This is a genomic window from Salmonella enterica subsp. arizonae, from assembly GCF_008692845.1.
GTDB classification, from domain to species: domain Bacteria; phylum Pseudomonadota; class Gammaproteobacteria; order Enterobacterales; family Enterobacteriaceae; genus Salmonella; species Salmonella arizonae.
On sequence record NZ_VXJW01000012.1, the window covers coordinates 85,753 to 112,148 of the forward strand.

At 51.8% G+C, this 26,396-nt stretch carries 22 protein-coding genes and 2 pseudogenes; 21 read left to right on the forward strand and 3 right to left on the reverse strand.

Annotated elements, in window-relative coordinates:
- Positions 1–26: 26 nt before the first annotated feature.
- The 7 genes and pseudogenes from rlmD to queE all read left to right on the forward strand — a co-directional run bounded on the left by rlmD (position 27) and on the right by queE (position 9,847).
- Entirely contained in the window at positions 27–1,322 is a 1,296-nt protein-coding gene (rlmD, locus tag F4V61_RS18670) for a 23S rRNA (uracil(1939)-C(5))-methyltransferase RlmD (RefSeq protein ID WP_000046841.1), read from the forward strand.
- A 51-nt stretch (positions 1,323–1,373) separates the two neighbouring features.
- Positions 1,374–3,608 carry a GTP diphosphokinase gene (gene relA / locus F4V61_RS18675; RefSeq protein WP_000226835.1) on the forward strand — a complete coding sequence of 745 codons (2,235 nt, stop codon included), beginning with the start codon at positions 1,374–1,376 and terminating at the stop codon, positions 3,606–3,608.
- A gap of 74 nt (positions 3,609–3,682) precedes the next feature.
- The gene (gene mazG, locus F4V61_RS18680; protein ID WP_079829223.1) at positions 3,683–4,474 is read left to right on the forward strand and encodes a nucleoside triphosphate pyrophosphohydrolase; all 792 of its coding nucleotides are present in this window, start codon (positions 3,683–3,685) and stop codon (positions 4,472–4,474) included.
- A gap of 227 nt (positions 4,475–4,701) precedes the next feature.
- Positions 4,702–6,339: a glutamine hydrolyzing CTP synthase gene (gene pyrG / locus F4V61_RS18685; RefSeq protein WP_000210868.1), complete on the forward strand. Its 1,638-nt coding sequence runs from the start codon at positions 4,702–4,704 to the stop codon at positions 6,337–6,339.
- An 82-nt stretch (positions 6,340–6,421) separates the two neighbouring features.
- Positions 6,422–7,720: a phosphopyruvate hydratase gene (eno, locus tag F4V61_RS18690; RefSeq protein WP_000036734.1), complete on the forward strand. Its 1,299-nt coding sequence runs from the start codon at positions 6,422–6,424 to the stop codon at positions 7,718–7,720.
- Between the two features lie 131 nt (positions 7,721–7,851).
- Positions 7,852–9,045, forward strand: a pseudogene (locus tag F4V61_RS18695) (IS4 family transposase).
- Positions 9,046–9,175: 130 nt separating this feature from the next.
- Positions 9,176–9,847 carry a 7-carboxy-7-deazaguanine synthase QueE gene (gene queE / locus F4V61_RS18700; RefSeq protein WP_001199964.1) on the forward strand — a complete coding sequence of 224 codons (672 nt, stop codon included), beginning with the start codon at positions 9,176–9,178 and terminating at the stop codon, positions 9,845–9,847.
- A gap of 298 nt (positions 9,848–10,145) precedes the next feature.
- Here queE and queD read toward each other — a convergent pair whose 3' ends face one another.
- Positions 10,146–10,508: a 6-carboxytetrahydropterin synthase QueD gene (gene queD, locus F4V61_RS18705; RefSeq protein ID WP_000108313.1), complete on the reverse strand. Its 363-nt coding sequence runs from the start codon at positions 10,506–10,508 to the stop codon at positions 10,146–10,148.
- Positions 10,509–10,997: 489 nt separating this feature from the next.
- On the opposite strand from queD, the gene cysJ reads away from it, so the two are divergent.
- The 3 genes from cysJ (at position 10,998) to cysH (ending at position 15,346) form a co-directional block, all read left to right on the forward strand.
- Positions 10,998–12,797, forward strand: coding sequence for an NADPH-dependent assimilatory sulfite reductase flavoprotein subunit (gene cysJ, locus F4V61_RS18710; protein ID WP_000211333.1), 1,800 nt, complete (start codon positions 10,998–11,000; stop codon positions 12,795–12,797).
- Positions 12,797–14,509: an assimilatory sulfite reductase (NADPH) hemoprotein subunit gene (cysI, locus tag F4V61_RS18715; protein WP_001290676.1), complete on the forward strand. Its 1,713-nt coding sequence runs from the start codon at positions 12,797–12,799 to the stop codon at positions 14,507–14,509. The genes cysJ and cysI overlap by 1 nt, the downstream gene beginning before the upstream one ends.
- 102 nt (positions 14,510–14,611) lie before the next feature.
- A complete protein-coding gene (gene cysH / locus F4V61_RS18720; RefSeq protein WP_000114441.1) occupies positions 14,612–15,346 on the forward strand; it encodes a phosphoadenosine phosphosulfate reductase in 735 nt (244 codons plus the stop codon).
- A 97-nt stretch (positions 15,347–15,443) separates the two neighbouring features.
- Here the strand turns inward: cysH and sopD are convergent, their stop codons facing one another.
- A complete protein-coding gene (gene sopD, locus F4V61_RS18725; protein ID WP_001145527.1) occupies positions 15,444–16,397 on the reverse strand; it encodes an SPI-1 type III secretion system effector SopD in 954 nt (317 codons plus the stop codon).
- Between the two features lie 456 nt (positions 16,398–16,853).
- Here sopD and F4V61_RS18730 point away from each other — a divergent pair.
- Positions 16,854–17,486 (forward strand): annotated as a pseudogene (locus F4V61_RS18730) (CRISPR-associated endonuclease Cas3''); the annotation flags it as partial.
- A gap of 163 nt (positions 17,487–17,649) precedes the next feature.
- Here F4V61_RS18730 and F4V61_RS18735 read toward each other — a convergent pair.
- Positions 17,650–18,696 carry an aminopeptidase gene (locus F4V61_RS18735; RefSeq protein WP_000490492.1) on the reverse strand — a complete coding sequence of 349 codons (1,047 nt, stop codon included), beginning with the start codon at positions 18,694–18,696 and terminating at the stop codon, positions 17,650–17,652.
- Positions 18,697–18,947: 251 nt separating this feature from the next.
- Between F4V61_RS18735 and cysD the strand changes: the two genes are divergently transcribed.
- From cysD to F4V61_RS18785, 10 genes are all read left to right on the forward strand, one after another.
- Positions 18,948–19,856: a sulfate adenylyltransferase subunit CysD gene (cysD, locus tag F4V61_RS18740; protein WP_000372385.1), complete on the forward strand. Its 909-nt coding sequence runs from the start codon at positions 18,948–18,950 to the stop codon at positions 19,854–19,856.
- 9 nt (positions 19,857–19,865) lie between these two features.
- Positions 19,866–21,305 carry a sulfate adenylyltransferase subunit CysN gene (cysN, locus tag F4V61_RS18745; RefSeq protein WP_058819870.1) on the forward strand — a complete coding sequence of 480 codons (1,440 nt, stop codon included), beginning with the start codon at positions 19,866–19,868 and terminating at the stop codon, positions 21,303–21,305.
- Positions 21,292–21,897 (forward strand): adenylyl-sulfate kinase, encoded by a 606-nt coding sequence (gene cysC, locus F4V61_RS18750; protein ID WP_001173650.1) that lies wholly within the window; start codon positions 21,292–21,294, stop codon positions 21,895–21,897. The genes cysN and cysC overlap by 14 nt, the downstream gene beginning before the upstream one ends.
- A gap of 50 nt (positions 21,898–21,947) precedes the next feature.
- Positions 21,948–22,271, forward strand: coding sequence for a DUF3561 family protein (locus F4V61_RS18755; protein WP_001246098.1), 324 nt, complete (start codon positions 21,948–21,950; stop codon positions 22,269–22,271).
- A 190-nt stretch (positions 22,272–22,461) separates the two neighbouring features.
- Entirely contained in the window at positions 22,462–22,773 is a 312-nt protein-coding gene (gene ftsB / locus F4V61_RS18760; protein ID WP_000517482.1) for a cell division protein FtsB, read from the forward strand.
- A gap of 18 nt (positions 22,774–22,791) precedes the next feature.
- Positions 22,792–23,502: a 2-C-methyl-D-erythritol 4-phosphate cytidylyltransferase gene (ispD, locus tag F4V61_RS18765; RefSeq protein WP_038394610.1), complete on the forward strand. Its 711-nt coding sequence runs from the start codon at positions 22,792–22,794 to the stop codon at positions 23,500–23,502.
- A complete protein-coding gene (gene ispF / locus F4V61_RS18770; protein ID WP_038394612.1) occupies positions 23,502–23,981 on the forward strand; it encodes a 2-C-methyl-D-erythritol 2,4-cyclodiphosphate synthase in 480 nt (159 codons plus the stop codon). Before ispD ends, ispF begins: the two co-directional genes overlap by 1 nt.
- Entirely contained in the window at positions 23,978–25,027 is a 1,050-nt protein-coding gene (gene truD, locus F4V61_RS18775) for a tRNA pseudouridine(13) synthase TruD (RefSeq protein ID WP_058345934.1), read from the forward strand. Before ispF ends, truD begins: the two co-directional genes overlap by 4 nt.
- The gene (surE, locus tag F4V61_RS18780; protein ID WP_001221532.1) at positions 25,008–25,769 is read left to right on the forward strand and encodes a 5'/3'-nucleotidase SurE; all 762 of its coding nucleotides are present in this window, start codon (positions 25,008–25,010) and stop codon (positions 25,767–25,769) included. The genes truD and surE overlap by 20 nt, the downstream gene beginning before the upstream one ends.
- The gene (locus tag F4V61_RS18785) at positions 25,763–26,389 is read left to right on the forward strand and encodes a protein-L-isoaspartate(D-aspartate) O-methyltransferase (protein ID WP_000254715.1); all 627 of its coding nucleotides are present in this window, start codon (positions 25,763–25,765) and stop codon (positions 26,387–26,389) included. The genes surE and F4V61_RS18785 overlap by 7 nt, the downstream gene beginning before the upstream one ends.
- Positions 26,390–26,396: the final 7 nt, after the last annotated feature.

Consider the following 26,396-nt stretch of genomic DNA (forward strand, 5'->3'; position numbering starts at 1 on the left):
CTGTTAAATTGAGAAAAAGCTGGTCGATGGCGCAATTCTACTCTGCAAAACGGCGCGTGACGACGCGTCAGATCATAACCGTTAAAGTCAATGACCTCGATCCATTTGGTCAGGGCGTAGCTCGTCATAACGGAAAGGCGCTGTTTATTCCCGGTTTATTGCCTGAGGAAAGCGCGGAAGTCATTATTACAGAAGATAAAAAGCAATTTTCCCGCGCACGTGTTTTGCGCCGTTTAAATGATAGCCCAGAACGAGAAACGCCGCGCTGTCCGCATTTTGGCGTCTGCGGCGGTTGCCAGCAACAGCATATCGGCATTGCTCTGCAACAACGCAGCAAAAGCGCGGCGCTGGCGCGTTTGATGAAACACGAGGTGAATGACATCATCGCCGGTGCGCCCTGGGGTTATAGGCGTCGTGCGCGGTTAAGTCTAAATTGTCTGTCGGATAAAACGCTGCAAATGGGATTTCGCAAAGCGGGTTCCAACGATATTGTCAATGTAGAACAGTGCCCTATTTTGGCGCCCCAGCTTGAGGCATTGCTGCCCCGAATCAGAGCGTGTCTGACGAGTTTACACGGCACCCGACATCTCGGGCATGTCGAGCTGGTACAGGCGGGAAACGGTACGCTGATGATTTTGCGCCATACCGCGCCATTGAGTGCGGCGGATAAAGAAAAACTGGAACGCTTTTCGCATTCTGAGGGATTGTCTCTGTTTCTGGCACCGTTTAGCGAGATACTGGAATCGGTAACTGGCGAAACGCCCTGGTATGATTCGCACGGCTTGCGTTTAGCCTTCAGTCCGCGAGACTTTATTCAGGTTAATGAAGCGGTAAACCAACAAATGGTCGCCCGCGCGCTGGAATGGCTTGATGTGCGCGCCGAGGATCGTGTCCTGGATCTGTTCTGCGGAATGGGGAATTTTACGTTGCCGCTGGCAACGAGCGCAGCAAGCGTGGTGGGGGTTGAGGGCGTTCCGGCGCTGGTAGAAAAAGGACGTGAAAACGCCATCCGCAATGGGTTACATAATGTGACATTCTTTCATGAGAACCTTGAGGAAGATGTCACGAAGCAGCCGTGGGCGAAAAACGGCTTTGACAAAGTCTTACTTGATCCTGCGCGAGCGGGGGCTACAGGAGTGATGCGACATATTATAAAATTAAAACCTATTCGCGTTGTTTATGTATCCTGTAATCCGGCGACGCTGGCGCGCGACAGTGAAGCGCTGGTAAATGCAGGATATGAGGCTACGCGTTTAGCGATGCTCGACATGTTCCCGCACACAGGACATCTGGAATCAATGGTTCTGTTCGTGCGCATGTAATGATTACCGGCTTACCGACTTCGGTAGGCCTGGTCCCTGAAGGAGAGGACGATGGTCGCGGTAAGAAGTGCACATATTAATAAAGCTGGTGAATTTGATCCGAAGAAGTGGATCGCAAGCCTGGGAATTTCCAGCCAGCAGTCGTGTGAGCGCTTAGCCGAAACCTGGGCGTATTGCCTGCAACAGACACAAGGACATCCGGATGCGGATCTGTTGCTGTGGCGTGGTGTGGAGATGGTAGAAATTCTCTCCACGCTAAGTATGGATATCGATACGCTGCGGGCGGCGCTACTGTTCCCTCTGGCAGACGCTAATGTGGTCAGCGAAGATGTGCTGCGCGAAAGCGTCGGAAAATCTATCGTTACCCTGATTCATGGCGTACGCGATATGGCGGCGATCCGCCAGTTAAATGCCACTCATAACGACTCCGTTTCTTCGGAGCAGGTAGATAACGTCCGTCGAATGCTATTGGCGATGGTGGATGATTTCCGCTGCGTGGTGATCAAACTGGCCGAGCGAATCGCCCATTTACGCGAAGTGAAAGAGGCGCCGGAAGATGAACGCGTGCTGGCGGCCAAAGAATGTACCAACATCTATGCGCCGCTCGCTAATCGTCTGGGGATTGGGCAACTGAAGTGGGAGCTGGAAGACTACTGTTTCCGCTACCTGCATCCGGCGGAGTACAAACGTATCGCGAAACTGCTGCATGAACGGCGTATTGACCGCGAGCATTACATTGAAGAGTTTGTCGGGCATCTGCGCGCCGAAATGAAAAACGAAGGTGTTCTGGCGGAAGTCTACGGACGACCAAAACATATTTACAGCATCTGGCGTAAGATGCAGAAAAAGCATCTGGCGTTTGATGAACTCTTTGACGTGCGCGCTGTGCGTATCGTTGCCGAGCGCCTTCAGGACTGCTACGCCGCGCTGGGGATAGTGCATACTCACTATCGCCACCTGCCGGATGAATTCGATGACTATGTCGCCAACCCGAAACCTAACGGCTACCAGTCTATCCATACTGTGGTACTGGGGCCGGGCGGTAAAACCGTTGAGATCCAGATCCGTACCAAACAGATGCATGAAGACGCTGAACTGGGCGTAGCGGCGCACTGGAAGTATAAAGAAGGCGCCGCGTCCGGCGGCGTGCGTTCCGGCCACGAGGACAGGATTGCATGGCTACGTAAGTTGATTGCATGGCAGGAAGAGATGGCGGATTCCGGCGAAATGCTGGATGAAGTGCGCAGCCAGGTGTTTGACGATCGAGTCTACGTCTTTACGCCAAAAGGCGATGTGGTGGATTTGCCTGCCGGATCTACGCCGCTCGATTTTGCTTACCACATCCACAGCGATGTCGGGCACCGCTGCATCGGCGCTAAAATCGGCGGCCGTATTGTTCCATTCACCTATCAGTTGCAGATGGGCGATCAGGTTGAAATTATCACTCAGAAGCAGCCGAATCCCAGCCGCGACTGGCTGAATCCAAACCTGGGCTATGTGACGACCAGCCGCGGGCGTTCGAAAATTCACGCCTGGTTCCGCAAGCAGGATCGTGACAAAAATATTCTGGCTGGACGGCAGATCCTCGACGATGAGCTGGCGCATTTGGGGATTAGCCTGAAAGAGGCCGAAAAACATCTGCTGCCGCGCTACAACTTTAATGAGCTGGAAGAGTTGCTGGCGGCGATAGGCGGCGGCGATATCCGTCTTAATCAGATGGTGAATTTCCTGCAATCGCAGTTCAATAAGCCGAGCGCGGAAGAGCAGGATGCGGCGGCGCTGAAGCAGCTTCAGCAAAAAACGTACGCGCCGCAAAATCGTCGTAAAGACGACGGACGTGTGGTGGTGGAAGGCGTGGGTAATTTGATGCACCACATCGCCCGCTGCTGCCAGCCGATTCCGGGGGATGAAATTGTCGGATTTATCACTCAGGGGCGGGGAATTTCCGTGCACCGGGCCGATTGTGAACAACTGGCGGAGCTGCGCTCTCATGCGCCGGAGCGGATCGTAGAGGCGGTATGGGGCGAGAGCTACTCGGCAGGATATTCGCTGGTGGTGCGCGTAACGGCCAACGATCGCAGCGGCTTACTGCGCGATATCACCACCATTCTGGCCAATGAAAAAGTCAACGTGCTGGGCGTCGCCAGCCGTAGCGACATTAAACAGCAGATCGCCACCATCGATATGACAATTGAAATCTACAACCTGCAAGTGCTGGGACGCGTGCTCGGCAAGCTCAACCAGGTGCCGGATGTCATTGATGCCCGTCGTTTGCACGGGAATTAATAACGTGTACGCCATCCGGCGTTTTTCGCCCGATGGCGCTTTACTCATCGGGCCTACGTTTTCAGGATATTTTAATGAATCAAATTGACCGTCTGCTTAATATCATGCAGCGCCTGCGCGACCCGGAAGGCGGCTGCCCGTGGGATAAAGAGCAGACTTTTGCCAGCATTGCGCCCTATACGCTTGAAGAAACTTATGAAGTACTGGATGCGATTGCGCGTGAGGATTTTGACGATTTGCGCGGCGAACTGGGCGACCTGTTGTTTCAGGTAGTGTTTTACGCACAGATGGCGCAGGAAGAAGGCCTCTTCGATTTTAATGATATCTGCGCGGCCATCAGCGACAAACTGGAGCGCCGCCACCCCCATGTTTTTGGCGCGCTTTCCGCAGAGAATAGCGAAGAAGTATTAGCTCGCTGGGAGCAAATAAAAACGAAAGAACGTGCACAAAAAGCGCAGCATTCCGCGCTGGATGATATTCCACGCAGTTTACCGGCCTTAATGCGTGCACAAAAAATACAGAAACGGTGTTCAAACGTGGGCTTTGACTGGACGACGTTAGGGCCGGTCGTCGATAAGGTCTATGAAGAGATCGACGAGGTCATGTTCGAGGCGCGGCAGGCGGTTATTGATCAGGCTAAACTGGAAGAGGAAATGGGCGATTTGCTCTTTGCCACGGTCAACATGGCGCGTCATTTAGGTACGAAAGCGGAGCTCGCATTGCAAAAAGCGAACGATAAATTTGAGCGTCGTTTTCGCGAAGTTGAACGTATTGTCGCTGCCAGAGGCCTGGAAATGACCGGGGTGGATCTGGAAACTATGGAAGAAGTTTGGCAGGAGGTAAAACGCCAGGAAATTGATCTCTAAAGGTTTTAGGCGGTCAAGAGCGATTTGTGTGGTTTTTTAAATAACAAGCGCTTGATTTACGTCAAAAACATTTACCTCAAAGGGGCTATTTTCTCACTCCCTATGTGAATGTCAGCCTGACGAAGAGGAGGAATAATGAAAGTTTGTGGCGTAGGTCATGTTCGGGTATACTGCTTTCCCGTCCTGGTTATTCCATCGTCTTTTAAACCTAACTTCTCAGGTTCCGCATGACAACGAACTATATTTTTGTGACCGGCGGGGTCGTATCCTCTCTGGGTAAAGGCATTGCCGCAGCCTCCCTCGCAGCCATTCTGGAAGCCCGTGGTCTCAACGTGACCATCATGAAACTGGATCCGTACATCAACGTCGATCCAGGTACTATGAGCCCAATCCAACATGGGGAAGTGTTCGTTACTGAAGACGGCGCTGAAACCGACCTGGACCTGGGGCACTACGAGCGTTTCATCCGTACCAAGATGTCTCGCCGCAACAACTTCACGACTGGCCGTATCTATTCCGACGTTCTGCGTAAAGAGCGCCGTGGCGACTATTTGGGCGCAACCGTACAGGTCATCCCTCACATCACTAACGCGATTAAAGAGCGCGTGCTGGAAGGCGGCGAAGGCCACGATGTGGTACTGGTGGAGATCGGTGGTACCGTCGGCGATATCGAATCGTTGCCTTTCCTTGAAGCGATTCGACAGATGGCCGTTGAAATTGGTCGTGAACACACGCTGTTTATGCATTTGACTCTGGTGCCGTATATGGCGGCGGCGGGCGAAGTCAAAACCAAACCGACACAGCACTCTGTGAAAGAGCTACTGTCTATTGGCATTCAGCCAGATATCCTGATTTGCCGCTCTGACCGCGCGGTTCCGGCGAATGAACGTGCGAAGATTGCATTGTTCTGTAACGTTCCGGAAAAAGCGGTGATTTCACTAAAAGATGTCGATTCTATCTATAAAATTCCAGGCCTGTTGAAATCTCAGGGGCTTGACGATTATATTTGTAAACGATTCAGCTTGAACTGTCCGGAAGCAAACCTGTCTGAATGGGAGCAGGTCATTTACGAAGAAGCGAATCCGGCAGGCGAAGTAACTATCGGCATGGTCGGCAAATACATTGAACTGCCAGATGCTTATAAGTCGGTGATCGAAGCGCTAAAGCACGGAGGCCTGAAAAACCGTGTTACCGTCAACATTAAATTGATCGATTCGCAAGATGTTGAAACGCGCGGCGTCGAAATTCTGAAAGATTTGGACGCTATCCTGATCCCTGGCGGCTTCGGCTACCGTGGCGTTGAAGGTAAAATCGCCACTGCGCGCTATGCGCGTGAAAACAATATTCCTTATCTGGGCATTTGCCTGGGGATGCAGGTTGCGTTGATTGAATTCGCTCGTAACGTGGCCGGTATGGACAACGCCAACTCCACGGAATTTGTGCCAGACTGTAAGTACCCGGTTGTGGCGTTAATTACCGAGTGGCGCGATGAAGACGGCAACGTTGAAGTCCGTAGCGAGAAGAGCGATCTGGGCGGCACCATGCGCCTGGGCGCGCAGCAGTGCCAGCTTAACGATGACAGCTTGGTACGTCAGTTGTACGGCGCGCCGACGATTGTTGAACGTCACCGCCATCGCTACGAAGTCAATAACATGCTGTTGAAACAAATTGAAGCAGCGGGTCTGCGTGTCGCAGGCCGTTCCGGTGATGATCAGTTAGTCGAGATCATTGAGGTACCGAATCATCCGTGGTTCGTGGCCTGTCAGTTCCATCCGGAATTTACTTCCACGCCGCGTGATGGACATCCGTTGTTCGCCGGCTTTGTTAAAGCCGCCAGCGAGCATCAGAAACGTCAGGCGAAGTAAAAAAGTTAGAACGGCGGTGCACCCTCAGCGGTGCACCGTTTGTCTGAAGTTTTAGTTTAACTAGTGACTTGAGGAAAACCTAATGTCCAAAATCGTTAAAGTCATCGGTCGTGAAATCATCGACTCCCGTGGTAACCCGACTGTTGAAGCTGAAGTACACCTGGAAGGTGGTTTCGTAGGTATGGCGGCGGCGCCGTCAGGTGCTTCTACTGGTTCCCGCGAAGCGCTGGAACTGCGCGATGGCGACAAATCCCGTTTCCTGGGTAAAGGCGTCACCAAAGCTGTTGGTGCGGTTAACGGCCCGATTGCTCAGGCTATTCTTGGTAAAGACGCTAAAGACCAGGCTGGCATCGATAAAATCATGATCGACCTGGACGGTACTGAAAACAAATCTAACTTCGGTGCAAACGCCATTCTGGCTGTTTCTCTGGCTAACGCCAAAGCTGCTGCTGCCGCTAAAGGTATGCCGCTGTACGAGCACATTGCCGAACTGAACGGCACTCCGGGTAAATACTCTATGCCGGTTCCGATGATGAACATCATCAACGGGGGCGAGCACGCTGACAACAACGTTGACATCCAGGAATTCATGATCCAGCCGGTTGGCGCGAAAACCGTTAAAGAAGCCATCCGTATGGGTTCTGAAGTTTTCCATCACCTGGCAAAAGTGCTGAAAGGCAAAGGCATGAACACCGCAGTGGGTGACGAAGGCGGCTATGCGCCGAACCTGGGCTCTAACGCTGAAGCGCTGGCGGTTATCGCTGAAGCGGTTAAAGCTGCTGGCTACGAGCTGGGTAAAGACATCACCCTGGCGATGGACTGCGCAGCATCTGAATTCTACAAAGACGGTAAATACGTTCTGGCTGGCGAAGGCAACAAAGCGTTCACCTCCGAAGAATTCACCCACTTCCTGGAAGAGCTGACCAAACAGTACCCGATCGTTTCCATCGAAGATGGTCTGGACGAGTCTGACTGGGACGGTTTTGCCTACCAGACCAAAGTACTGGGCGACAAAATCCAGCTGGTTGGCGACGATCTGTTCGTAACTAACACCAAGATCCTGAAAGAAGGCATCGAGAAAGGCATCGCTAACTCCATCCTGATCAAATTCAACCAGATCGGTTCTCTGACCGAAACTCTGGCTGCAATCAAGATGGCGAAAGACGCTGGCTACACTGCTGTCATCTCTCACCGTTCTGGTGAAACTGAAGACGCTACCATCGCTGACCTAGCTGTTGGTACCGCGGCAGGCCAGATCAAAACGGGGTCTATGAGCCGTTCTGACCGTGTTGCTAAATACAACCAACTGATTCGTATCGAAGAAGCTCTGGGCGAAAAAGCACCGTACAACGGTCGTAAAGAGATCAAAGGCCAGGCGTAATCCTGCTCTTACCTCTTAACGTTAAACCCGCTTCGGCGCTGAGGGATCCCCAGTAATGGGCGGGAAAAAAAGACAGGCATAGAGTTTTGTGATCTAATGATTTGTGCAACCAATTCAATGAGACCACCTCTATGCCTGCTCGCCAGGTATGTCAGAATTTTTTCCGCGATGCGTTAGCACCGCTTCACAAATACCGACAAAATGCTTTGCTGGATGCCACCATTGCTCTCATCTATGGCGCATCACTGACGCTGACAAGTATCGGGCGTTATTTACCCGGTACGGCTCAGGTCAAAAATAAAATCAAACGCGTTGACTGACTGCGCGGTAATGAATCTCTTCACCGCAATATCCCACTGATTTTCAGAAATATTATTGCCATGCTGACGAGCCAGTTATCTCTTTGTGTCATTGCTGTTGACTGGAGTGGATATCCATCTCAGGAGCATCACGTGCTCCGCGCCAGCCTGATTTGCGATGGACGTTCGATACCCTTGCTGAGGTGGATAGTTCCTTCGGAGAAACAGCAAAATGCAAAGGTACAGCAGGCCTTTCTTAATACTCTTGCCGAAGCGGTAAACCCAGAAGCAAGAGTGATCATCGTCACTGATGCAGGGTTCCAGAATGCCTGGTTCCGGCACATAGAATCACTCGGATGGGATTTTATCGGGCGCATAAGAGGAAATATCCAGATGCGGCTTGAGGCCAAAGGCGAATACTGGTTCAGACGTCAGGAATTGCAGGCCAGTAGCAAACCGGAATATCTGGGGCCTGGGACGCTTGCCCGCTCAGAATATGCGCGGTGCGATGGTCATTTTTATTTGCATAAAAAAGAGCCGAAAGGCCGGAAAAATAAACGCTCTCGTTGCGGTATAGCCAGACCATCACAGATAAAAGATGCCAGCCCGGCGGCAAAAGAACCGTGGTTAATATTCAGTAGCACTGATGACTTTAAGCCGCGAGTGATCATGAAGTTATACAGCCGCCGAATGCAGATTGAGCAGAGCTTCAGGGATGAAAAAAGTGAGCGCTTTGGGTTCGGTCTGCGGGCCAGTTACAGCCGTTCGGCAGGAAGAGTGCTGGCGCTGAGCCTGCTGACAACGTTGAGCACAATAGTCCTGTGGCTTGTAGGTTATCACGCTGAAAATAAAGGATTACATTTAAGGTATCAGGCCAACAGCGTCAGGACACGGCGGGTTATCTCGTATCTGACGTTAGCGGAGAATGTCTTACGACAGTCCCCGCTAATTTTAAAACGAACGGTGCTGCGCACCGTTCTGAATCATCTCGCCAGAACCTACCAGAATATGGTGTTGGTTTATTAGCGCTGATTTATGGGGATCCCTCAGCGCTTCGGCGGGGTTTTTTGTATCTGTTCAATAGCGCAGCCGCTGCACATGACCGGGCAGACGAAATCTGCAATAATTAACGATTATCACCTTAACAGAGAACGCTATGCAGTACCCGATTAACGAGATGTTCCAGACCCTACAAGGCGAGGGTTACTTTACCGGGGTCCCCGCTATTTTTATTCGTTTACAGGGATGTCCGGTTGGCTGTGCCTGGTGCGACACCAAACACACCTGGGATAAACTTAGCGATCGGGAAGTCTCCCTTTACAGTATCCTTGCAAAAACTAAAGAGAGCGACAAATGGGGCGCCGCGAGCAGTGAAGATCTGCTGACCGTGATTAACCGTCAGGATTACACCGCGCGTCACGTTGTGATCACCGGTGGCGAACCCTGTATTCACGATCTCATGCCGCTCACCGACCTGCTTGAAAAGAGTGGTTTTAGTTCTCAGATTGAGACCAGCGGGACACACGAAGTGCTCTGTACGCCCAATACCTGGGTAACGGTTTCACCAAAAGTGAATATGCGCGGGGGATATGACGTGCTTACTCAGGCGCTGGAGCGCGCCAATGAAATCAAGCATCCGGTGGGGCGGATTCGTGATATTGAGGCGTTAGATGAACTGTTAGCCACATTGAGCGACGATAAACCGCGCGTGATTGCTTTGCAGCCTATTAGCCAGAAAGAGGACGCGACGCGTCTGTGTATTGAAACTTGCATTGCGCGTAACTGGCGGCTGTCTATGCAAACGCATAAGTATCTAAATATCGCCTGATACGCTATTAATTTTACGGACGGCCTGTTGTTGCCGTCTGTGACTCATCCATTATCTTCCATTCTTTATTTCTCTTTGTGAATTTCGGGTGTATAAAAGTAATTCATAAACAATGGGATACATTTAGTATGTTCCACGCGTTAGCGGGGATAAACCGAAATAACCACGCTTGTAACCGGCGATGCGCTACACTTTTAAAAAAGTACGCAGGTCGACGTTGCCTTTGGTAAGGCGTTGTGCAGATGGACTGGAATCAATCCGGAATCCAGCCCACGCTTCTTAACAAGGTTAATAAACCTTACTCGCCTCGGTAGACGCAGCCGGCTGTGCAGGTTTCTTTCACCATGACAGCGCTAAGTAGCGGCACAACAGGTTTAACCTGGTCCCAGATCCATTTTGCCAGTACTTCGCTGGTGGGATTGGAAAGCCCTGGAATATCGTTCAGATAGTAATGATCAAGACGATCGTAAGTGGGTTTAAACGCCGCTTTGAGATCCGCGAAGTCCATGATCCAGCCGGTATGCGGATCGACTTCACCGGTAATTTCGAGACGCACCATAAACGAGTGCCCGTGCAGGCGGCCGCACTTATGCCCTTCAGGCACGTGAGGCAATCGGTGAGCGGCTTCAAAGGTGAAATCTTTATACAACGTTGTGGACATGATGAACTCTCAGTCAATAAAAAACCGCCGTAGGGTACCGGAAAGCGCATTTTTTATCATTAACTAAAACTACTCTGCGCTATGTGACTGACAATGAATTTAAAATTTTCAATAAAATTTACTATTTATCAAAGGATTATGAAATCGATTTTGATGTTAACAACAATAACTAAAATAGGTTAGTTCATTTGGTTATTTGTTATTTCCAACCCTTCTTTAACTGTTATTACTCCCACCGTTAACCTTATCCTCAGTTTGGGTTTTATCGCTTCTACACTTCATCCTTCAAGCCGCATCTGTGTTGGCTGCGTTTACTCACCCCAGTCACGTACTTTTGTACGCTCCTGGGTGGCGCTCTCTTGCCGCGTGACTCGGCTTACAGCCTCGCCCTTGCAGGGCCAGCGCTGTTCAAAACGCTAAAGCGTTTTGTGATGCAACTTGAATGATTTTGTGTATAAATCCGCTTTGCTTACTGGAACATAACGACGCATGACGACACAGGCTCCACTGACAGGGTTGCTTCCGCTTAATCCGCAGCAACTGGCGCGCCTCCAGGCCGCGACAACTGACTTTACTCCCGAACAGCTTGCCTGGGTCTCCGGCTATTTTTGGGGAGTTTTGAATCCGCGTTCAGGCGCTGACGCCGTAGCGCGTGCGCCAGAGAGGGGGAGCCTTGGGATTACGCTTATCTCCGCTTCGCAAACCGGCAATGCGCGTCGTGTGGCTGAAGCTCTGCGTGATGATCTGCTGGCAGTCAACCTTAACGTGAATCTGGTGAATGCCGGCGACTACAAATTCAAACAGATCGCCTGTGAAAAACTGCTGGTGGTGGTGACGTCAACCCAAGGGGAAGGCGAGCCGCCGGAAGAGGCCGTCGCGCTGCATAAGTTCCTGTTCTCCAAAAAAGCGCCAAGGCTTAACAACACCGCTTTCGCTGTTTTTAGCCTGGGCGATACGTCATATGAATTTTTCTGTCAGGCCGGTAAAGATTTTGACAATAAGCTGGCGGAACTTGGTGGTGAACGCTTGCTGGATCGCGTGGACGCCGACGTGGAATACCAGACGGTCGCCGCACAATGGCGCGCGCGCATAGTTGACGTCTTAAAATCCCGCACGCCAGTGACGACGCCTGTACCGTCCGTTGTCAGCGGCGCGGTAAACGAGATCCACACCAGCCCCTACACCAAAGAAGCGCCTCTGCGCGCCTCGCTCTCGGTGAATCAGAAAATCACTGGCCGTAACTCGGAAAAAGACGTTCGTCATATCGAGATTGATTTAGGCGATTCCGGTCTATGTTATCAGCCGGGCGATGCGCTGGGTGTCTGGTATCAGAACGATCCCGCACTGGTCAAAGAGATCGTGGAACTGTTGTGGCTGAAAGGCGATGAACCTGTTGCCGTTGACGGTAAACTACTGCCGCTAACGGAAGCGCTACAGTGGCATTTCGAACTGACGGTCAACACCGCAGGTATTGTTGAAAATTATGCCACGCTGACGCGTAGTGAGTTTCTATTGCCGTTAGTTGGTGACAAAGCGCAGTTACAGCACTACGCCGCCGCCACGCCAATTGCCGATATGTTGCGCTTCTCCCCGTCACAGTTGGATGCTGACGCGTTAGTCGGCCTGCTGCGTCCGCTAACGCCGCGTTTGTACTCTATTGCGTCGTCACAGGCGGAGGTCGAGAATGAAGTTCATCTCACCGTAGGCGTCGTACGTTATGACATTGAAGGGCGAGCACGGGCAGGCGGCGCTTCCAGCTTCCTGGCCGATCGCGTGGACGACGAGGGCGAAGTACGCGTGTTCATCGAACATAACGACAACTTCCGTCTGCCGACGAATCCGGAAACGCCGATCATCATGATTGGTTCTGGCACGGGCATTGCCCCGTTTCGCGCCTTTATACAACAGCGCGCCGCAGACGAAGCGTCGGGTAAGAACTGGCTGTTTTTCGGTAATCCGCATTTTACCGAAGATTTTCTCTACCAGGTGGAGTGGCAGCGCTACGTGAAAGAGGGCTTGTTAAGCCGTATCGATCTCGCCTGGTCGCGCGATCAAAAAGAAAAAATATACGTCCAGGACAAGTTACGTGAACGGGGCGCCGAGCTGTGGCGCTGGATCAATGACGGCGCGCATATTTATGTCTGTGGCGATGCGAATCGCATGGCGAAAGACGTTGAGCAGGCGTTATTGGAAGTAATAGTTGAATTCGGCGGCATGGACCTCGAATCGGCAGACGAATATTTAAGTGAGCTGCGCGTAGCGCGCCGTTATCAGCGAGATGTCTACTAATGAGCGAAAAACATCCAGGCCCACTGGTGGTCGAAGGTAAACTGTCCGATGCCGAGCGCATGAAGCGGGAAAGCAACTACCTGCGCGGTACCATTGCGGAAGATCTGAACGACGGTCTCACCGGCGGTTTTAAAGGCGATAACTTCCTGCTGATCCGCTTTCACGGCATGTATCAGCAGGATGATCGCGATATTCGTGCAGAACGTGCTGAACAGAAGCTGGAGCCGCGCCATGCGATGCTGCTGCGCTGCCGTTTGCCGGGCGGTGTCATCACCACTAAACAGTGGCAAGTGATCGATAAATTTGCTGCTGATAATACGATTTACGGCAGTATCCGCCTGACCAACCGTCAGACTTTCCAGTTTCACGGCATTCTGAAGAAGAACGTTAAGCCGGTACATCAGATGCTGCACTCCGTCGGGCTGGATGCGCTGGCGACTGCCAATGACATGAACCGTAACGTGCTGTGTACTTCTAACCCGTATGAATCACAGCTACATTCCGAAGCCTACGAGTGGGCGAAGAAGATCTCGGAACATCTGCTGCCGCGCACCCGCGCCTACGCGGAGATCTGGCTCGATCAGGAAAAAGTCGCCACTACTGATGAAGAACCGATCCTCGGCCAGACCTATCTGCCGCGTAAATTCAAGACCACGGTGGTGATTCCGCCGCAAAACGATATCGATCTACACGCCAACGATATGAGCTTTGTGGCGATTGCCGAAAACGGCAAGCTGGTGGGCTTTAACCTGCTGGTGGGCGGTGGTCTGTCTATTGAGCACGGTAATAAAAAAACCTACGCCCGCACGGCGAGTGAATTCGGCTTCCTGCCGCTGGAGCACACGCTGGCGGTGGCGGAAGCGGTAGTGACCACACAGCGCGACTGGGGTAACCGTACCGACAGGAAAAACGCCAAAACCAAATACACCCTTGAGCGCGTGGGGCTGGAGACGTTTAAAGCAGAAGTTGAGCGTCGCGCGGGGATCACATTTGAACCCATTCGTCCGTATGAATTTACCGGGCGTGGCGACAGGATAGGCTGGGTGAAAGGCATTGATGATAACTGGCACCTGACGCTGTTTATCGAGAATGGCCGTATTCTGGATTACCCTGGGCGTCCACTGAAAAGCGGTCTGCTGGAGATCGCGAAGATTCATCAGGGCGAGTTCCGTATTACTGCTAACCAGAACCTGATTGTTGCCAGCGTGCCGGAAAGCCAGAAAATGAAGGTAGAGAAGCTGGCGCTTGACTACGGCCTGATGAACGCCGTGTCGCCGCAGCGTGAAAACTCAATGGCCTGCGTCTCTTTTCCGACCTGTCCGTTAGCGATGGCCGAGGCGGAACGCTTCCTGCCGTCGTTCGTCGATAAGGTGGAAGCGGTGATGGCCAAACATGGCGTGGGCAATGAACATATCGTTCTGCGGGTGACCGGATGCCCGAACGGCTGCGGCCGCGCGATGCTGGCGGAAATTGGCTTAGTCGGGAAAGCGCCCGGTCGTTATAACTTGCATCTTGGCGGCAACCGCATCGGGAGCCGTATTCCACGGATGTATAAAGAAAATATCACCGAGCCGGCTATTTTGGCCTCGCTGGATGAACTGATTGGGCGCTGGGCGAAAGAGCGCGAAGCGGGTGAAGGTTTCGGTGACTTTACGGTGCGTGCGGGAATTATTCGTCCGGTGCTCGATCCTGCGCGTGATTTCTGGGAATGATGTGAAACTGCCGGATGGCGGTAACAATGCCTTATCCGGCCTACGTAGACGGTAGGCCTGATAAGCGCAGCGCCATCAGGAAAGGCAAATTGTGAGGAACTTATGTCCGTACTCGATCTTAACGCCCTGAACGATCTGCCAAAAGTGGATCGCGTGCTGGCGCTGGCTGAAACCAACGCCGAACTGGAAAAGCTGGTTGCCGAAGAGCGCGTGGCGTGGTCGCTGGAAAATCTGCCTGGCGAATATGTGCTTTCTTCAAGTTTCGGTATTCAGGCGGCGGTGAGCCTGCATCTGGTCAATCAGATCCGCCCGGATATCCCGGTTATTCTGACCGATACTGGCTACCTGTTCCCGGAAACTTACCAGTTTATTGATGCGTTAACGGACAAGCTCAAGCTGAATCTGAAGGTTTATCGGGCGACGGAGAGCGCCGCCTGGCAGGAAGCCCGCTACGGCAAACTGTGGGAGCAGGGCGTTGAGGGCATTGAGAAATACAATGAGATCAACAAAGTCGAGCCGATGAACCGGGCGCTGCAAGACTTAAACGCGCAGACGTGGTTTGCGGGCCTGCGCCGCGAGCAGTCCGGCAGCCGTACGAGTTTACCAGTGCTGGCGATTCAGCGCGGCGTGTTCAAAGTGCTGCCGATAATCGACTGGGATAACCGGACGGTATATCAGTATCTGCAAAAACATGGTCTGAAATACCACCCATTGTGGCATCAAGGCTACCTGTCGGTGGGCGATACGCATACGACCCGCAAGTGGGAGCCGGGTATGGCGGAAGAAGAGACGCGCTTCTTCGGACTGAAACGTGAGTGCGGGCTGCATGAAGGGTAATCGTAATTACGCAGTATGATGATACTTGCCGTCATGAAAAATTTCCACAAGCTGCCAACGCTGCTGGATTTCAAATCAGTCATTTTACACTCTACCGTTAAGCCAGTAATATATTACGACTGCACTCATTTTTACCAATATGTAAAGAATGTTCATGTGCCAAGTATATCTTCTCAAGAATTGGGTCAATATTCATTTTATTTTTATGATAGTCTTTATAATCCTGATTAAGTTTATTTAAAAAACCTGCATTTGTTCCTTTAAACTCTGTAAGCGGCGAATAGGTATGTAATAAATAGGAGATACACGGATGTATCATGCTAAAAGCGACTTCTCCTTGTATTTCCTGATAACCTATTTTGCAAAACTGAGTGATAGGATCAAAGTTACCTGCATTAATACAGGCCAGTGTCGATTTTTCATTTTCAGAGAGTGAATCCTGCCATTCTACAAGCTGGTGGTCGGGAGCCTCTGCGGGACGCATCATCCCATAAACGGCCTCTTTGATTTTTGTATTGCCGGTCACCTCTTTTCGTAAAGTAGATGACGATGCCTGAAGTAATTCTGGGTGACAGGTAATCGTCGAACCAATCATCTCGCATATTTGTAAAAATAGCTTTCTCTCCTCTCTACTCATAGATTCTACTGCTACAGTATCTGAGATGTTGAGGATATCCTGGATCTTGCTTTGGCTGATCACCGTGTCGCCGACTATAAATAGAAATTGTGTCTGAGAGGCGTCCATCTTGATCTTAAACAGATCCTGATGAGCGGGACAGGCTAAATTTTGTAATCGTTTAAACGCGTAAATTTTAGCCATATCCTCTACGTTAACGTCCATCTCTCCAGGTTCCCCACGGCCCTGACCGTGAATAATGCTGTGTAGCACTTCCAGCGCATGGTCTTTTTTTTCCGATCTAAAGTGATCCTGGAGTTTATCCCAGCGCCCCATATGAGTTGCTTTTTCTTTATCTGCACTTAGCAGATGAGCAAGCCGGCTTTCATTAAGTGTATAATTTTGATAATTACCGAAGTTTAAAGTGACTGGCATAATTTTTTCCTTTAAATTTATATTATTCAATATCTGGAATATGCCGCTCCATTCGCTATTGTTTTATTAAAATAGCCAGATTTGATCGCGGGAGAAAATCTGAACGGCGTTATAAATATAGCAGATTTATTGGTGCCGATCCTTTGGAATGACGATGATTCAGACAAAAGGTTGATAATTCGCCGAAAATGGTCGTTTTTTTAAAGTTTGGCTTGTTCGGGGAAGGGGCATTGAAAGACATCTCTTTGAACACCTCAGCCAGGCGGAATAACATAAACTCTTACAAAAATATCGGTGAAGTAAATGTCTTAGCAAAATATATAAATTTTAGAGGGTGTGTTTAAATATAATTTCAAAATGTGTAATTTTTTTAGATATCTCAAAAAAGCCTTAAAGAGGCGTGAAGTGCTTTCGTTATCCACATGCTGGAGTTTACGTGTCGATTGACCACCATCTAAAAAATTAGGCATTAAGAATAAGGAGCAGACAGCGCAATTTTTTGCCTGGATTTTATTCTGGCATGACATTGGAAAATTTGCTCATTCCTTCCAGCAACTTTACCGTCATGAGGCTTTAAATGCCTTTAATGAGCCTACACGATATTATGAAAAAATTGCGCATCCCACGCTGGGATATGGGTTGTGGAACTCCTGGCTAAGTGAATGCCCGGAGTTATTTCCTCCTTCTTCGCTTTCAGTTCGTAAGAGTAAGCGCGTTATGGCGCTTTGGATGCCAGTCACTACAGGTCATCATGGACGCCCTCCAGATGCAATCCAGGAACTGGATCAGTTTCGTCAGCAGGATAAAGACGCGGCAAGAGATTTTCTTCTCAGAGTAAAAGCGCTCTTCCCCTCAACGGCGAATGTGTCTGTCTTTACGGGTATAGAGACGCTTTTCCCTTTTATTCAGCATCCCACGCCGTTACAACAAAAAGTGCTTGAACTAGATATTAATATGGATGGCGCACAGCTCTTTATTCTTGAAGATGTCACCGGGGCCGGAAAGACAGAGGCGGCGCTCATACTGGTTCATCGGCTGATGGCGGCAGGTAAAGCGCAGGGGCTCTATTTTGGGCTACCGACGATGGCGGTAACGCCATTTAAACATAACAACCTGCGCTTACTTGGACTCAGCAACAAAGTTTTACTGTGTTCCCCGCGCCAGCGGGGATAAACCGTTGCAGTTTGCCCGACTCGTGCTCCGTTCCCGATGTTCCCCGGGTCAGCGGGGATAAACTATTTGTACCAGCAACTCAGGGCGTTTTTTCCGCCTTCGCCAGTTCTTTAACCAGCGGCAGCATTATCCGCACTACGTCGCGGCTACGGCGCTCAATCCGCCCTGGCAGCGCCTTGTCAATATGCTGTTGATTATCCAGCCGTACATCGTGCCAGCTATTGCCGTTCGGGAAGGATGCGTTTTTCGCTCGTTGCTGGTATCCGTCTTTTTTACCCAGATTCCAGTTCGTCGCCTCAACGGAAAGCACAGAAAGCCCCGCTTTATCAAAAACCTCCGCATCATTACAGCAGCCCGTTCCTTTGGGGTACGCCGGATTGAGTCCCGGATTAGTGCTCGCGGCGATACCATAATGGCGCGCAATCGCTAATGCCCGCTCCCGGGTCAGTGTACGCACCGCTTCCGGCGTATTTTTCCCGCTATTAAAATAGAGCTTATCACCAACAATCAGGTTATCGAGATTAATGATCAGCAGCGTATTTTTCTTTTCAGTGTCACTCATTCGTTTGAGTAAATTTTCCGCGCCCAGTTTTCCCTCTTCTTCCCCGCTGGTGGCGATAAAACGAATCCCATAATGGGTCGGTATATCTTTCAGACGCGCCGCCAGTTCCAGCATAACGCCTAATCCCGCAGCATTATCATCCATTCCCTGTAACGTTAAACCGCCCAGATTGGCATCAATATCGGCGTCGCTCTGCGGAGCGTATGTATCCAGATGCGCCATAATAATGATCTGTTGCGGCACGTGCCCTTCATGGGCGGCGATGACCATACTGCCCGTCACGTTATGCCAGTTTTTGCGGTTATCCCTGGTGGTATAAATAAATCGACTATTAAACGTCCGAATATCGCTTTGGTATCCCATCCGGGCAAATTGTTGGCGTAAATAATCGGCAGTCAACATCTCTGCGGGGGAGCCAGTCATTCTCCCCGGAAAAAAGGTGGCGATATGTCGTGCCTGAATATTCGCTATTTCACCAGGTCCTGGTGATGCTGCCTGTGCAGGAAAGATAAAGCCTACGCCGAGCGCCAGAATGACGGTAAAGCGGCGCGTTGCGGAAAACATAATGAGTCCTTAAATACAGAACAAAATTTTACCCGACCAGTATGTAACCGCGATCGTGTTAACACAATTTCATTTGCTCCTAAATGCCGGGAATCCGGTAAGTTAAGCACTTTTTGATATTGGTTTTTTGGCCGCGTTATTCCTTTGAGGAACTACTCATTCCAATTCGTCATTTCATTCACTCTCCTGCGCTCCCTATAGTCGTGTAATCAGAATGTTTAGCAAAAAAGCAGTATTGCAAAGGAACGGTTATGGATCAAAAACGACTCACTCACCTGCGGCAACTGGAGGCGGAAAGCATCCATATTATCCGTGAAGTGGCGGCGGAATTCGCGAATCCGGTCATGCTGTACTCCATAGGTAAAGACTCCAGCGTCATGCTACATCTGGCGCGCAAGGCGTTTTATCCGGGTACGTTGCCGTTCCCGCTATTGCACGTTGATACCGGCTGGAAATTCCGTGAGATGTACGCCTTTCGCGACCGTACCGCCAACACATACGGCTGCGAACTGCTGGTACATAAAAACCCGGAAGGCGTGGCGATGGATATCAATCCGTTCGTTCACGGTAGCGCTAAACACACCGACATTATGAAGACCGAAGGGTTAAAGCAGGCTCTGAATAAATATGGCTTTGATGCCGCGTTCGGCGGCGCACGGCGCGATGAGGAAAAATCCCGCGCAAAAGAACGTATTTACTCCTTCCGCGACCGCTTCCATCGCTGGGATCCGAAAAACCAACGACCGGAACTGTGGCGCAACTATAACGGTCAGATTAATACAGGCGAAAGTATTCGCGTCTTCCCGCTCTCCAACTGGACAGAACAGGATATCTGGCAATACATCTGGCTGGAAAACATAGAGATCGTACCGCTGTATTTGGCTGCTGAACGTCCGGTGCTGGAACGTGACGGCATGTTGATGATGGTGGATGACGATCGTATCGATCTACAGCCTGGCGAGGTCATCAAAAAAAGGATGGTGCGCTTTCGCACGCTCGGCTGCTGGCCGCTCACCGGGGCGGTGGAATCCCACGCGCAAACGCTGCCGGAAATTATCGAAGAGATGCTGGTTTCCACCACCAGCGAACGCCAGGGGCGGGTGATTGACCGCGATCAGGCGGGGTCAATGGAGCTTAAAAAACGTCAGGGGTATTTCTAAGGAGCCGCCATGAACACCATACTTGCACAACAAATCGCTAAAGAAGGCGGCGTTGAAGCCTGGATGATTGCCCAACAACACAAAAGTCTGCTGCGTTTTTTAACCTGCGGCAGCGTTGATGACGGTAAAAGTACGCTGATAGGCCGTTTGTTGCACGATACCCGGCAAATTTATGAAGATCAGCTCTCTTCCCTGCATAATGACAGTAAACGTCATGGTACGCAGGGGGAAAAACTCGATCTGGCGTTGCTGGTAGATGGGCTGCAGGCCGAGCGTGAGCAGGGCATTACTATTGACGTCGCGTACCGCTATTTCTCCACTGAAAAACGAAAATTTATTATCGCCGACACGCCGGGCCATGAACAATATACGCGTAATATGGCGACCGGGGCGTCCACCTGCGATCTGGCGATCCTACTGATCGACGCGCGTAAAGGCGTGCTGGATCAGACGCGTCGCCATAGCTTCATCTCCACGCTGCTGGGGATCAAACACTTGGTGGTGGCAATCAACAAAATGGATCTCGTTGACTACCGCGAAGAGACCTTCGCCCGTATTCGCGAAGATTATCTGACTTTTGCTGAACAGTTGCCGGGCGATCTGGACATTCGTTTTGTACCGCTTTCTGCGCTGGAAGGAGATAATGTCGCCGCGCAGAGCGCGAATATGCGCTGGTACAGCGGTCCGACGTTACTGGAAGTCCTGGAAACGGTGGACATTCAGCGTGTGGTAGACCGCCAGCCGATGCGTTTTCCAGTGCAATACGTCAATCGCCCGAATCTCGATTTTCGGGGGTATGTCGGTACTCTGGCGTCTGGTAGTATCAAGGTCGGTGAACGTATTAAAGTGCTGCCGTCCGGCGTGGAATCCAGCGTGTCGCGTATCGTCACCTTTGACGGCGACAGAGAAGAAGCGTATGCGGGCGAGGCCATTACCCTGGTACTCAACGACGAAATTGATATCAGCCGCGGCGATCTGCTGCTGGCGGCAAACGAGGCGCTGGCGCCCGCGCAGTACGCCGCGATTGACGTGGTGTGGATGGCGGAACAGCCGCTGACGCCGGGCCAAAGCTACGACGTTAAACTCGCCGGTAAGAAAACCCGCGCACGCGTCGAGACTATCCGCTATCAAATTGATATCAACAATCTGACTCAACGAGACGTCGAGAGCCTGCCGTTGAACGGCATTGGTCTGGTGGAGATGGCATTCGATGAACCTCTCGCGTTGGATATTTATCAGCAGAATCCGGTGACGGGCGGACTAATTTTTATCGACCGACTCTCTAACATCACCGTGGGCGCAGGCATGGTGCGGGAACCGGTCGAACGCGGCGTGACGCCGCCCATGGAATATAGCGCGTTTGAGCTGGAACTGAATGCTCTGGTACGTCGTCATTTCCCGCACTGGAACGCCCGCGATTTGCTGGGAGATAAACATGGCGCTGCATGATGAGAATGTGGTCTGGCATCCTCATCCCGTAACTGTCACCGCCCGCGAACAGCTTCATGGCCACCGTGGCGTGGTGCTGTGGTTTACCGGACTATCCGGTTCGGGAAAATCAACGGTTGCCGGCGCCCTGGAAGAGGCGTTACATCACCGTAGCGTCAGTACCTACCTGTTGGATGGCGATAATGTGCGCCACGGCTTGTGCCGTAATTTAGGCTTTAGCGATGCCGATCGCAAAGAGAATATCCGGCGGGTAGGCGAAGTGGCCAGTCTGATGGCTGACGCCGGTCTGATTGTCTTGACGGCCTTTATTTCCCCGCACCGCGCCGAGCGGCAACTGGTGCAAGAGCGCGTCGGTCACGATCGTTTTATTGAGATTTATGTCGATACGCCGCTGGCTGTCTGTGAACAGCGCGATCCTAAAGGGTTGTATAAAAAAGCGCGCGCGGGCGAGTTGCGTAACTTTACCGGGATCGACGGCATTTACGAAGCGCCTGAATCGCCACAGATTCATCTTAATGGTGAACAATTAGTAACAAATTTGGTTTCCCAATTATTAGACCTGCTGAGACGGCGCGATATTATCAGTTCCTAAGGCACCATCGGGCTTGTATGCCCGGTATGGTCAAGGTTACAGGATTTGATATGCGTAATAGCCATAACATTACTTTCACAAGGTCAGACGCCTTCATTGTCGACGATGACACCACCAGTTCATTACCGGGGGCGGTGGTCGGCTTTGTGTCGTGGCTACTGGCATTGGGAATCCCTTTTCTGCTTTATGGCCCTAATACGCTGTTTTTCTTTCTTTATACCTGGCCCTTTTTCCTCGCGTTAATGCCGGTATCGGTGATTATCGGCATTGCGTTGCATCTGCTGGTAAAAGGCAAGTTACTCTTTAGCATCATGTTTACTCTGCTGGCGGTAGGCGCGCTGTTCGGCGCGTTATTTATTTGGCTATTAGGGTAGGCGGGTTATCACTGCGTCTCCGGCCATAATTCAAACCGTAACCAACAATGAGATTATGTTCTCCTTACTCGGGTATACGTAACACCCGGCAAATGTGGTACATTTGCCGGCGTTGTCGCGGCAATCCCGTCCTCAGTGTGGAGTCACAGAGGACGTTATGGGATGATGATGCCGTTTTTTAGGGGGCAGGATGGGTAAACTAACGCTGCTGTTGCTGGCTTTACTGGTCTGGCTACAGTATTCGCTGTGGTTCGGTAAGAACGGCATACATGACTATAGCCGCGTCAACGATGATGTGGTCGCGCAGCAGGCGACAAACGCCAAACTTAAAGCGCGTAACGATCAGCTTTTTGCCGAAATTGACGATCTCAATGGCGGGCAGGAAGCGATTGAAGAGCGCGCGCGTAACGAACTTAGCATGACCAAACCGGGCGAAACCTTTTATCGTCTGGTGCCTGACGCTTCTAAACGCGCGCAAACGGCCGGGCAAAATAATCGATAAACCATCCAGGGATTTTACATGGCAGCCACTTTATTGGACGTTTGCGCCGTGGTGCCGGCTGCCGGATTTGGCCGCCGAATGCAAACAGAATGTCCTAAGCAGTACCTCTCAATCGGTAATAAAACCATTCTGGAGCACTCTGTTCATGCGCTGCTGGCGCATCCTCGGGTGACACGCGTTGTTATCGTCATCAGCCCTGGTGATAATCGCTTTGCTCAACTTCCGCTGGCGAATCATCCGCAAATTACAGTAGTGGATGGCGGCAACGAACGCGCTGATTCTGTTATGGCCGGTTTGCAGGCCGTTGCACAGGCGCAGTGGGTGCTGGTACATGACGCGGCAAGACCCTGTTTGCATCAGGATGACCTGGCGCGCTTGCTGGCCATCAGCGAAAATAGCCGGGTCGGCGGTATCCTCGCCAGTCCGGTGCGCGACACCATGAAACGTGGCGAACCGGGTAAAGCCGCTATTGCCCATACCGTAGAGCGCGCCGATTTATGGCACGCGCTCACGCCGCAGTTTTTCCCCCGCGAACTCTTGCACGATTGTCTGACTCGTGCGCTGAAGGAAGGCGCGACCATCACCGACGAGGCGTCAGCGCTGGAATATTGCGGTTTTCATCCGGCGCTGGTTGAAGGTCGCGCGGATAACATCAAGGTCACCCGTCCGGAAGATCTGGCGTTGGCGGAATTTTATCTGACCCGAACCATCCACCAGGAGAAAGCATAATGCGAATTGGACACGGTTTTGACGTACACGCGTTTGGCGGAGAAGGCCCGATTATCATTGGCGGCGTGCGTATCCCGTATGAAAAAGGGCTATTGGCGCATTCTGATGGCGATGTGGCGTTACATGCGCTGACCGATGCGCTGCTGGGCGCTGCGGCGCTCGGCGATATCGGCAAACTTTTCCCGGATACCGATCCGGCATTTAAGGGGGCGGATAGCCGCGAACTGCTGCGTGAAGCCTGGCGTCGTATTCAGGCGAAGGGATACATCCTCGGCAACGTAGATGTCACCATTATTGCGCAGGCGCCGAAAATGCTGCCGCATATCCCGCAAATGCGCGTATTTATCGCCGAAGATCTCGGCTGCCATATGGATGATGTTAACGTGAAAGCGACGACGACGGAAAAACTTGGATTTACCGGTCGCGGCGAAGGGATTGCCTGCGAAGCGGTCGCGCTGCTGATGAAGGCGGCGAAATGACAGAGTTTGAGAATCTCACCTGGCTGCACGGAAAACCACAAGGCAGCGGATTGCTGAAAGCGAATCCGGAGGATTTTGTGGTGGTTGAAGATTTAGGCTTCACGCCGGATGGCGAAGGCGAGCATATTCTGGTGCGTATTTTGAAAAACGGCTGCAATACCCGTTTTGTCGCTGACGCGCTGGCGAAGTTCCTGAAAATTCACGCTCGCGAGGTTAGCTTTGCCGGGCAAAAAGATAAACATGCCGTTACCGAGCAGTGGCTGTGCGCGCGCGTGCCGGGTAAAGAGATGCCCGATTTTAGCGCATTTCAACTGGAAGGTTGTAAAGTGCTGGAATACGCGCGTCACAAGCGTAAGCTGCGTTTAGGCGCGCTGAAAGGTAATGCATTTACGCTGGTATTGCGTGAAATAAGCGATCGCCGCGATGTCGAAACACGATTGCAGGCGATTCGCGATAGCGGCGTGCCTAACTATTTTGGCGCGCAGCGATTCGGCATTGGCGGCAGCAACTTGCAGGGCGCGCTGCGCTGGGCGCAAAGTGACGCGCCGGTGCGCGATCGCAATAAACGCAGTTTTTGGTTGTCGGCGGCGCGTAGCGCGTTGTTTAATCAAATTGTTTCCCAGCGGCTGAAAAAACCAGACTTTAATCAAGTTGTTGACGGCGATGCGCTACAATTAGCGGGTCGTGGAAGCTGGTTCGTCGCGACATCTGAAGAGCTGCCTGAATTGCAGCGCCGGGTAGATGAAAAAGAGCTGATGATTACGGCGTCGTTGCCTGGTAGAGGAGAATGGGGAACACAGCGGGATGCGCTGGCGTTTGAGCAAGACGCTATTGCCCAGGAAACGGTGTTGCAATCGCTGCTGCTGCGCGAAAAAGTAGAGGCATCGCGCAGAGCGATGCTGCTTTACCCGCAACAATTAAGCTGGAACTGGTGGGATGACGTTACCGTCGAGTTACGTTTCTGGCTGCCCGCAGGCAGTTTTGCCACCAGCGTAGTAAGGGAACTGATCAACACAATAGGTGATTATGCGCATATTGCTGAGTAACGATGACGGGATTCACGCGCCCGGTATACAAACGCTGGCGAAAGCGCTGCGTGAGTTTGCTGATGTACAGGTCGTAGCCCCGGATCGTAACCGCAGCGGCGCGTCTAATTCTCTGACGCTGGAATCTTCGCTTCGTACTTTTACCTTTGATAATGGCGACATAGCCGTACAGATGGGAACGCCGACCGATTGCGTCTATCTGGGCGTTAATGCCTTAATGCGTCCGCGTCCGGATATTGTCGTCTCCGGTATTAACGCGGGTCCGAATCTGGGCGATGATGTGATCTATTCCGGTACTGTCGCTGCGGCGATGGAAGGTCGTCATCTCGGCTTCCCTGCGTTGGCTGTCTCTCTTAACGGCTATCAGCATTATGATACGGCAGCGGCCGTGACTTGCGCGCTTCTGCGAGGGTTAAGCCGGGAGCCGTTGCGTACCGGACGTATTCTCAATGTGAATGTCCCGGATCTGCCGCTGGCGCAGATTAAAGGCATCCGCGTGACCCGCTGCGGTAGTCGCCATCCGGCGGATAAAGTGATCCCGCAGGAAGATCCGCGCGGTAATACACTGTACTGGATTGGCCCGCCGGGCGATAAATACGACGCCGGACCGGATACTGATTTCGCGGCAGTGGATGAAGGCTACGTCTCCGTCACGCCGTTGCATGTGGATTTAACCGCGCACAGCGCGCATGATGTGGTTTCAGACTGGTTAGACAGCGTGGGAGTTGGCACGCAATGGTAAGTAGACGTGTACAGGCTCTTCTTGAACAATTACGCGCGCAGGGCATTAGAGATGAGCAAGTGCTTGACGCGCTTGCTGCGGTGCCGCGCGAGAAATTTATTGATGAAGCGTTTGAACATAAGGCCTGGGAAAATATCGCCTTGCCGATAGGCCAGGGGCAGACGATTTCGCAGCCCTATATGGTCGCGCGAATGACGGAGCTGCTCGAACTGACGCCGCAATCCAGGGTGCTTGAAATTGGCACCGGCTCCGGCTACCAGACGGCGATTCTGGCGCATCTGGTGCATCACGTTTGCTCAGTTGAGCGTATTAAAGGGCTGCAATGGCAGGCGCGCCGCCGCCTGAAACAGCTTGATTTACATAATGTTTCTACCCGTCATGGCGATGGCTGGCAAGGCTGGCAGGCGCGTGCGCCGTTTGACGCGATTATTGTGACGGCCGCGCCGCCGGAAATTCCTACCGCGCTCATGGCACAGTTGGATGAAGGCGGTATTCTTGTTCTGCCCGTGGGCGATGAGCAGCAGTTTTTGAAACGCGTGCGTCGCCGGGGCGGCGAATTTATTATTGATACCGTGGAGGCCGTTCGTTTTGTTCCGTTAGTAAGGGGAGAACTGGCCTAGTTTGCCC

Excerpts from the sequence above, each read along its gene's own strand:
- rlmD (WP_000046841.1), top strand. The coding sequence starts at position 27 with ATGGCGCAATTCTACTCTGCAAAACGGCGCGTGACGACGCGTCAGATC.
- relA (WP_000226835.1), top strand. The coding sequence starts at position 1,374 with ATGGTCGCGGTAAGAAGTGCACATATTAATAAAGCTGGTGAATTTGAT.
- mazG (WP_079829223.1), top strand. The coding sequence starts at position 3,683 with ATGAATCAAATTGACCGTCTGCTTAATATCATGCAGCGCCTGCGCGAC.
- pyrG (WP_000210868.1), top strand. The coding sequence starts at position 4,702 with ATGACAACGAACTATATTTTTGTGACCGGCGGGGTCGTATCCTCTCTG.
- eno (WP_000036734.1), top strand. The coding sequence starts at position 6,422 with ATGTCCAAAATCGTTAAAGTCATCGGTCGTGAAATCATCGACTCCCGT.
- queE (WP_001199964.1), top strand. The coding sequence starts at position 9,176 with ATGCAGTACCCGATTAACGAGATGTTCCAGACCCTACAAGGCGAGGGT.
- queD (WP_000108313.1), bottom strand. The coding sequence starts at position 10,508 with ATGTCCACAACGTTGTATAAAGATTTCACCTTTGAAGCCGCTCACCGA.
- cysJ (WP_000211333.1), top strand. The coding sequence starts at position 10,998 with ATGACGACACAGGCTCCACTGACAGGGTTGCTTCCGCTTAATCCGCAG.
- cysI (WP_001290676.1), top strand. The coding sequence starts at position 12,797 with ATGAGCGAAAAACATCCAGGCCCACTGGTGGTCGAAGGTAAACTGTCC.
- cysH (WP_000114441.1), top strand. The coding sequence starts at position 14,612 with ATGTCCGTACTCGATCTTAACGCCCTGAACGATCTGCCAAAAGTGGAT.
- sopD (WP_001145527.1), bottom strand. The coding sequence starts at position 16,397 with ATGCCAGTCACTTTAAACTTCGGTAATTATCAAAATTATACACTTAAT.
- F4V61_RS18735 (WP_000490492.1), bottom strand. The coding sequence starts at position 18,696 with ATGTTTTCCGCAACGCGCCGCTTTACCGTCATTCTGGCGCTCGGCGTA.
- cysD (WP_000372385.1), top strand. The coding sequence starts at position 18,948 with ATGGATCAAAAACGACTCACTCACCTGCGGCAACTGGAGGCGGAAAGC.
- cysN (WP_058819870.1), top strand. The coding sequence starts at position 19,866 with ATGAACACCATACTTGCACAACAAATCGCTAAAGAAGGCGGCGTTGAA.
- cysC (WP_001173650.1), top strand. The coding sequence starts at position 21,292 with ATGGCGCTGCATGATGAGAATGTGGTCTGGCATCCTCATCCCGTAACT.
- F4V61_RS18755 (WP_001246098.1), top strand. The coding sequence starts at position 21,948 with ATGCGTAATAGCCATAACATTACTTTCACAAGGTCAGACGCCTTCATT.
- ftsB (WP_000517482.1), top strand. The coding sequence starts at position 22,462 with ATGGGTAAACTAACGCTGCTGTTGCTGGCTTTACTGGTCTGGCTACAG.
- ispD (WP_038394610.1), top strand. The coding sequence starts at position 22,792 with ATGGCAGCCACTTTATTGGACGTTTGCGCCGTGGTGCCGGCTGCCGGA.
- ispF (WP_038394612.1), top strand. The coding sequence starts at position 23,502 with ATGCGAATTGGACACGGTTTTGACGTACACGCGTTTGGCGGAGAAGGC.
- truD (WP_058345934.1), top strand. The coding sequence starts at position 23,978 with ATGACAGAGTTTGAGAATCTCACCTGGCTGCACGGAAAACCACAAGGC.
- surE (WP_001221532.1), top strand. The coding sequence starts at position 25,008 with ATGCGCATATTGCTGAGTAACGATGACGGGATTCACGCGCCCGGTATA.
- F4V61_RS18785 (WP_000254715.1), top strand. The coding sequence starts at position 25,763 with ATGGTAAGTAGACGTGTACAGGCTCTTCTTGAACAATTACGCGCGCAG.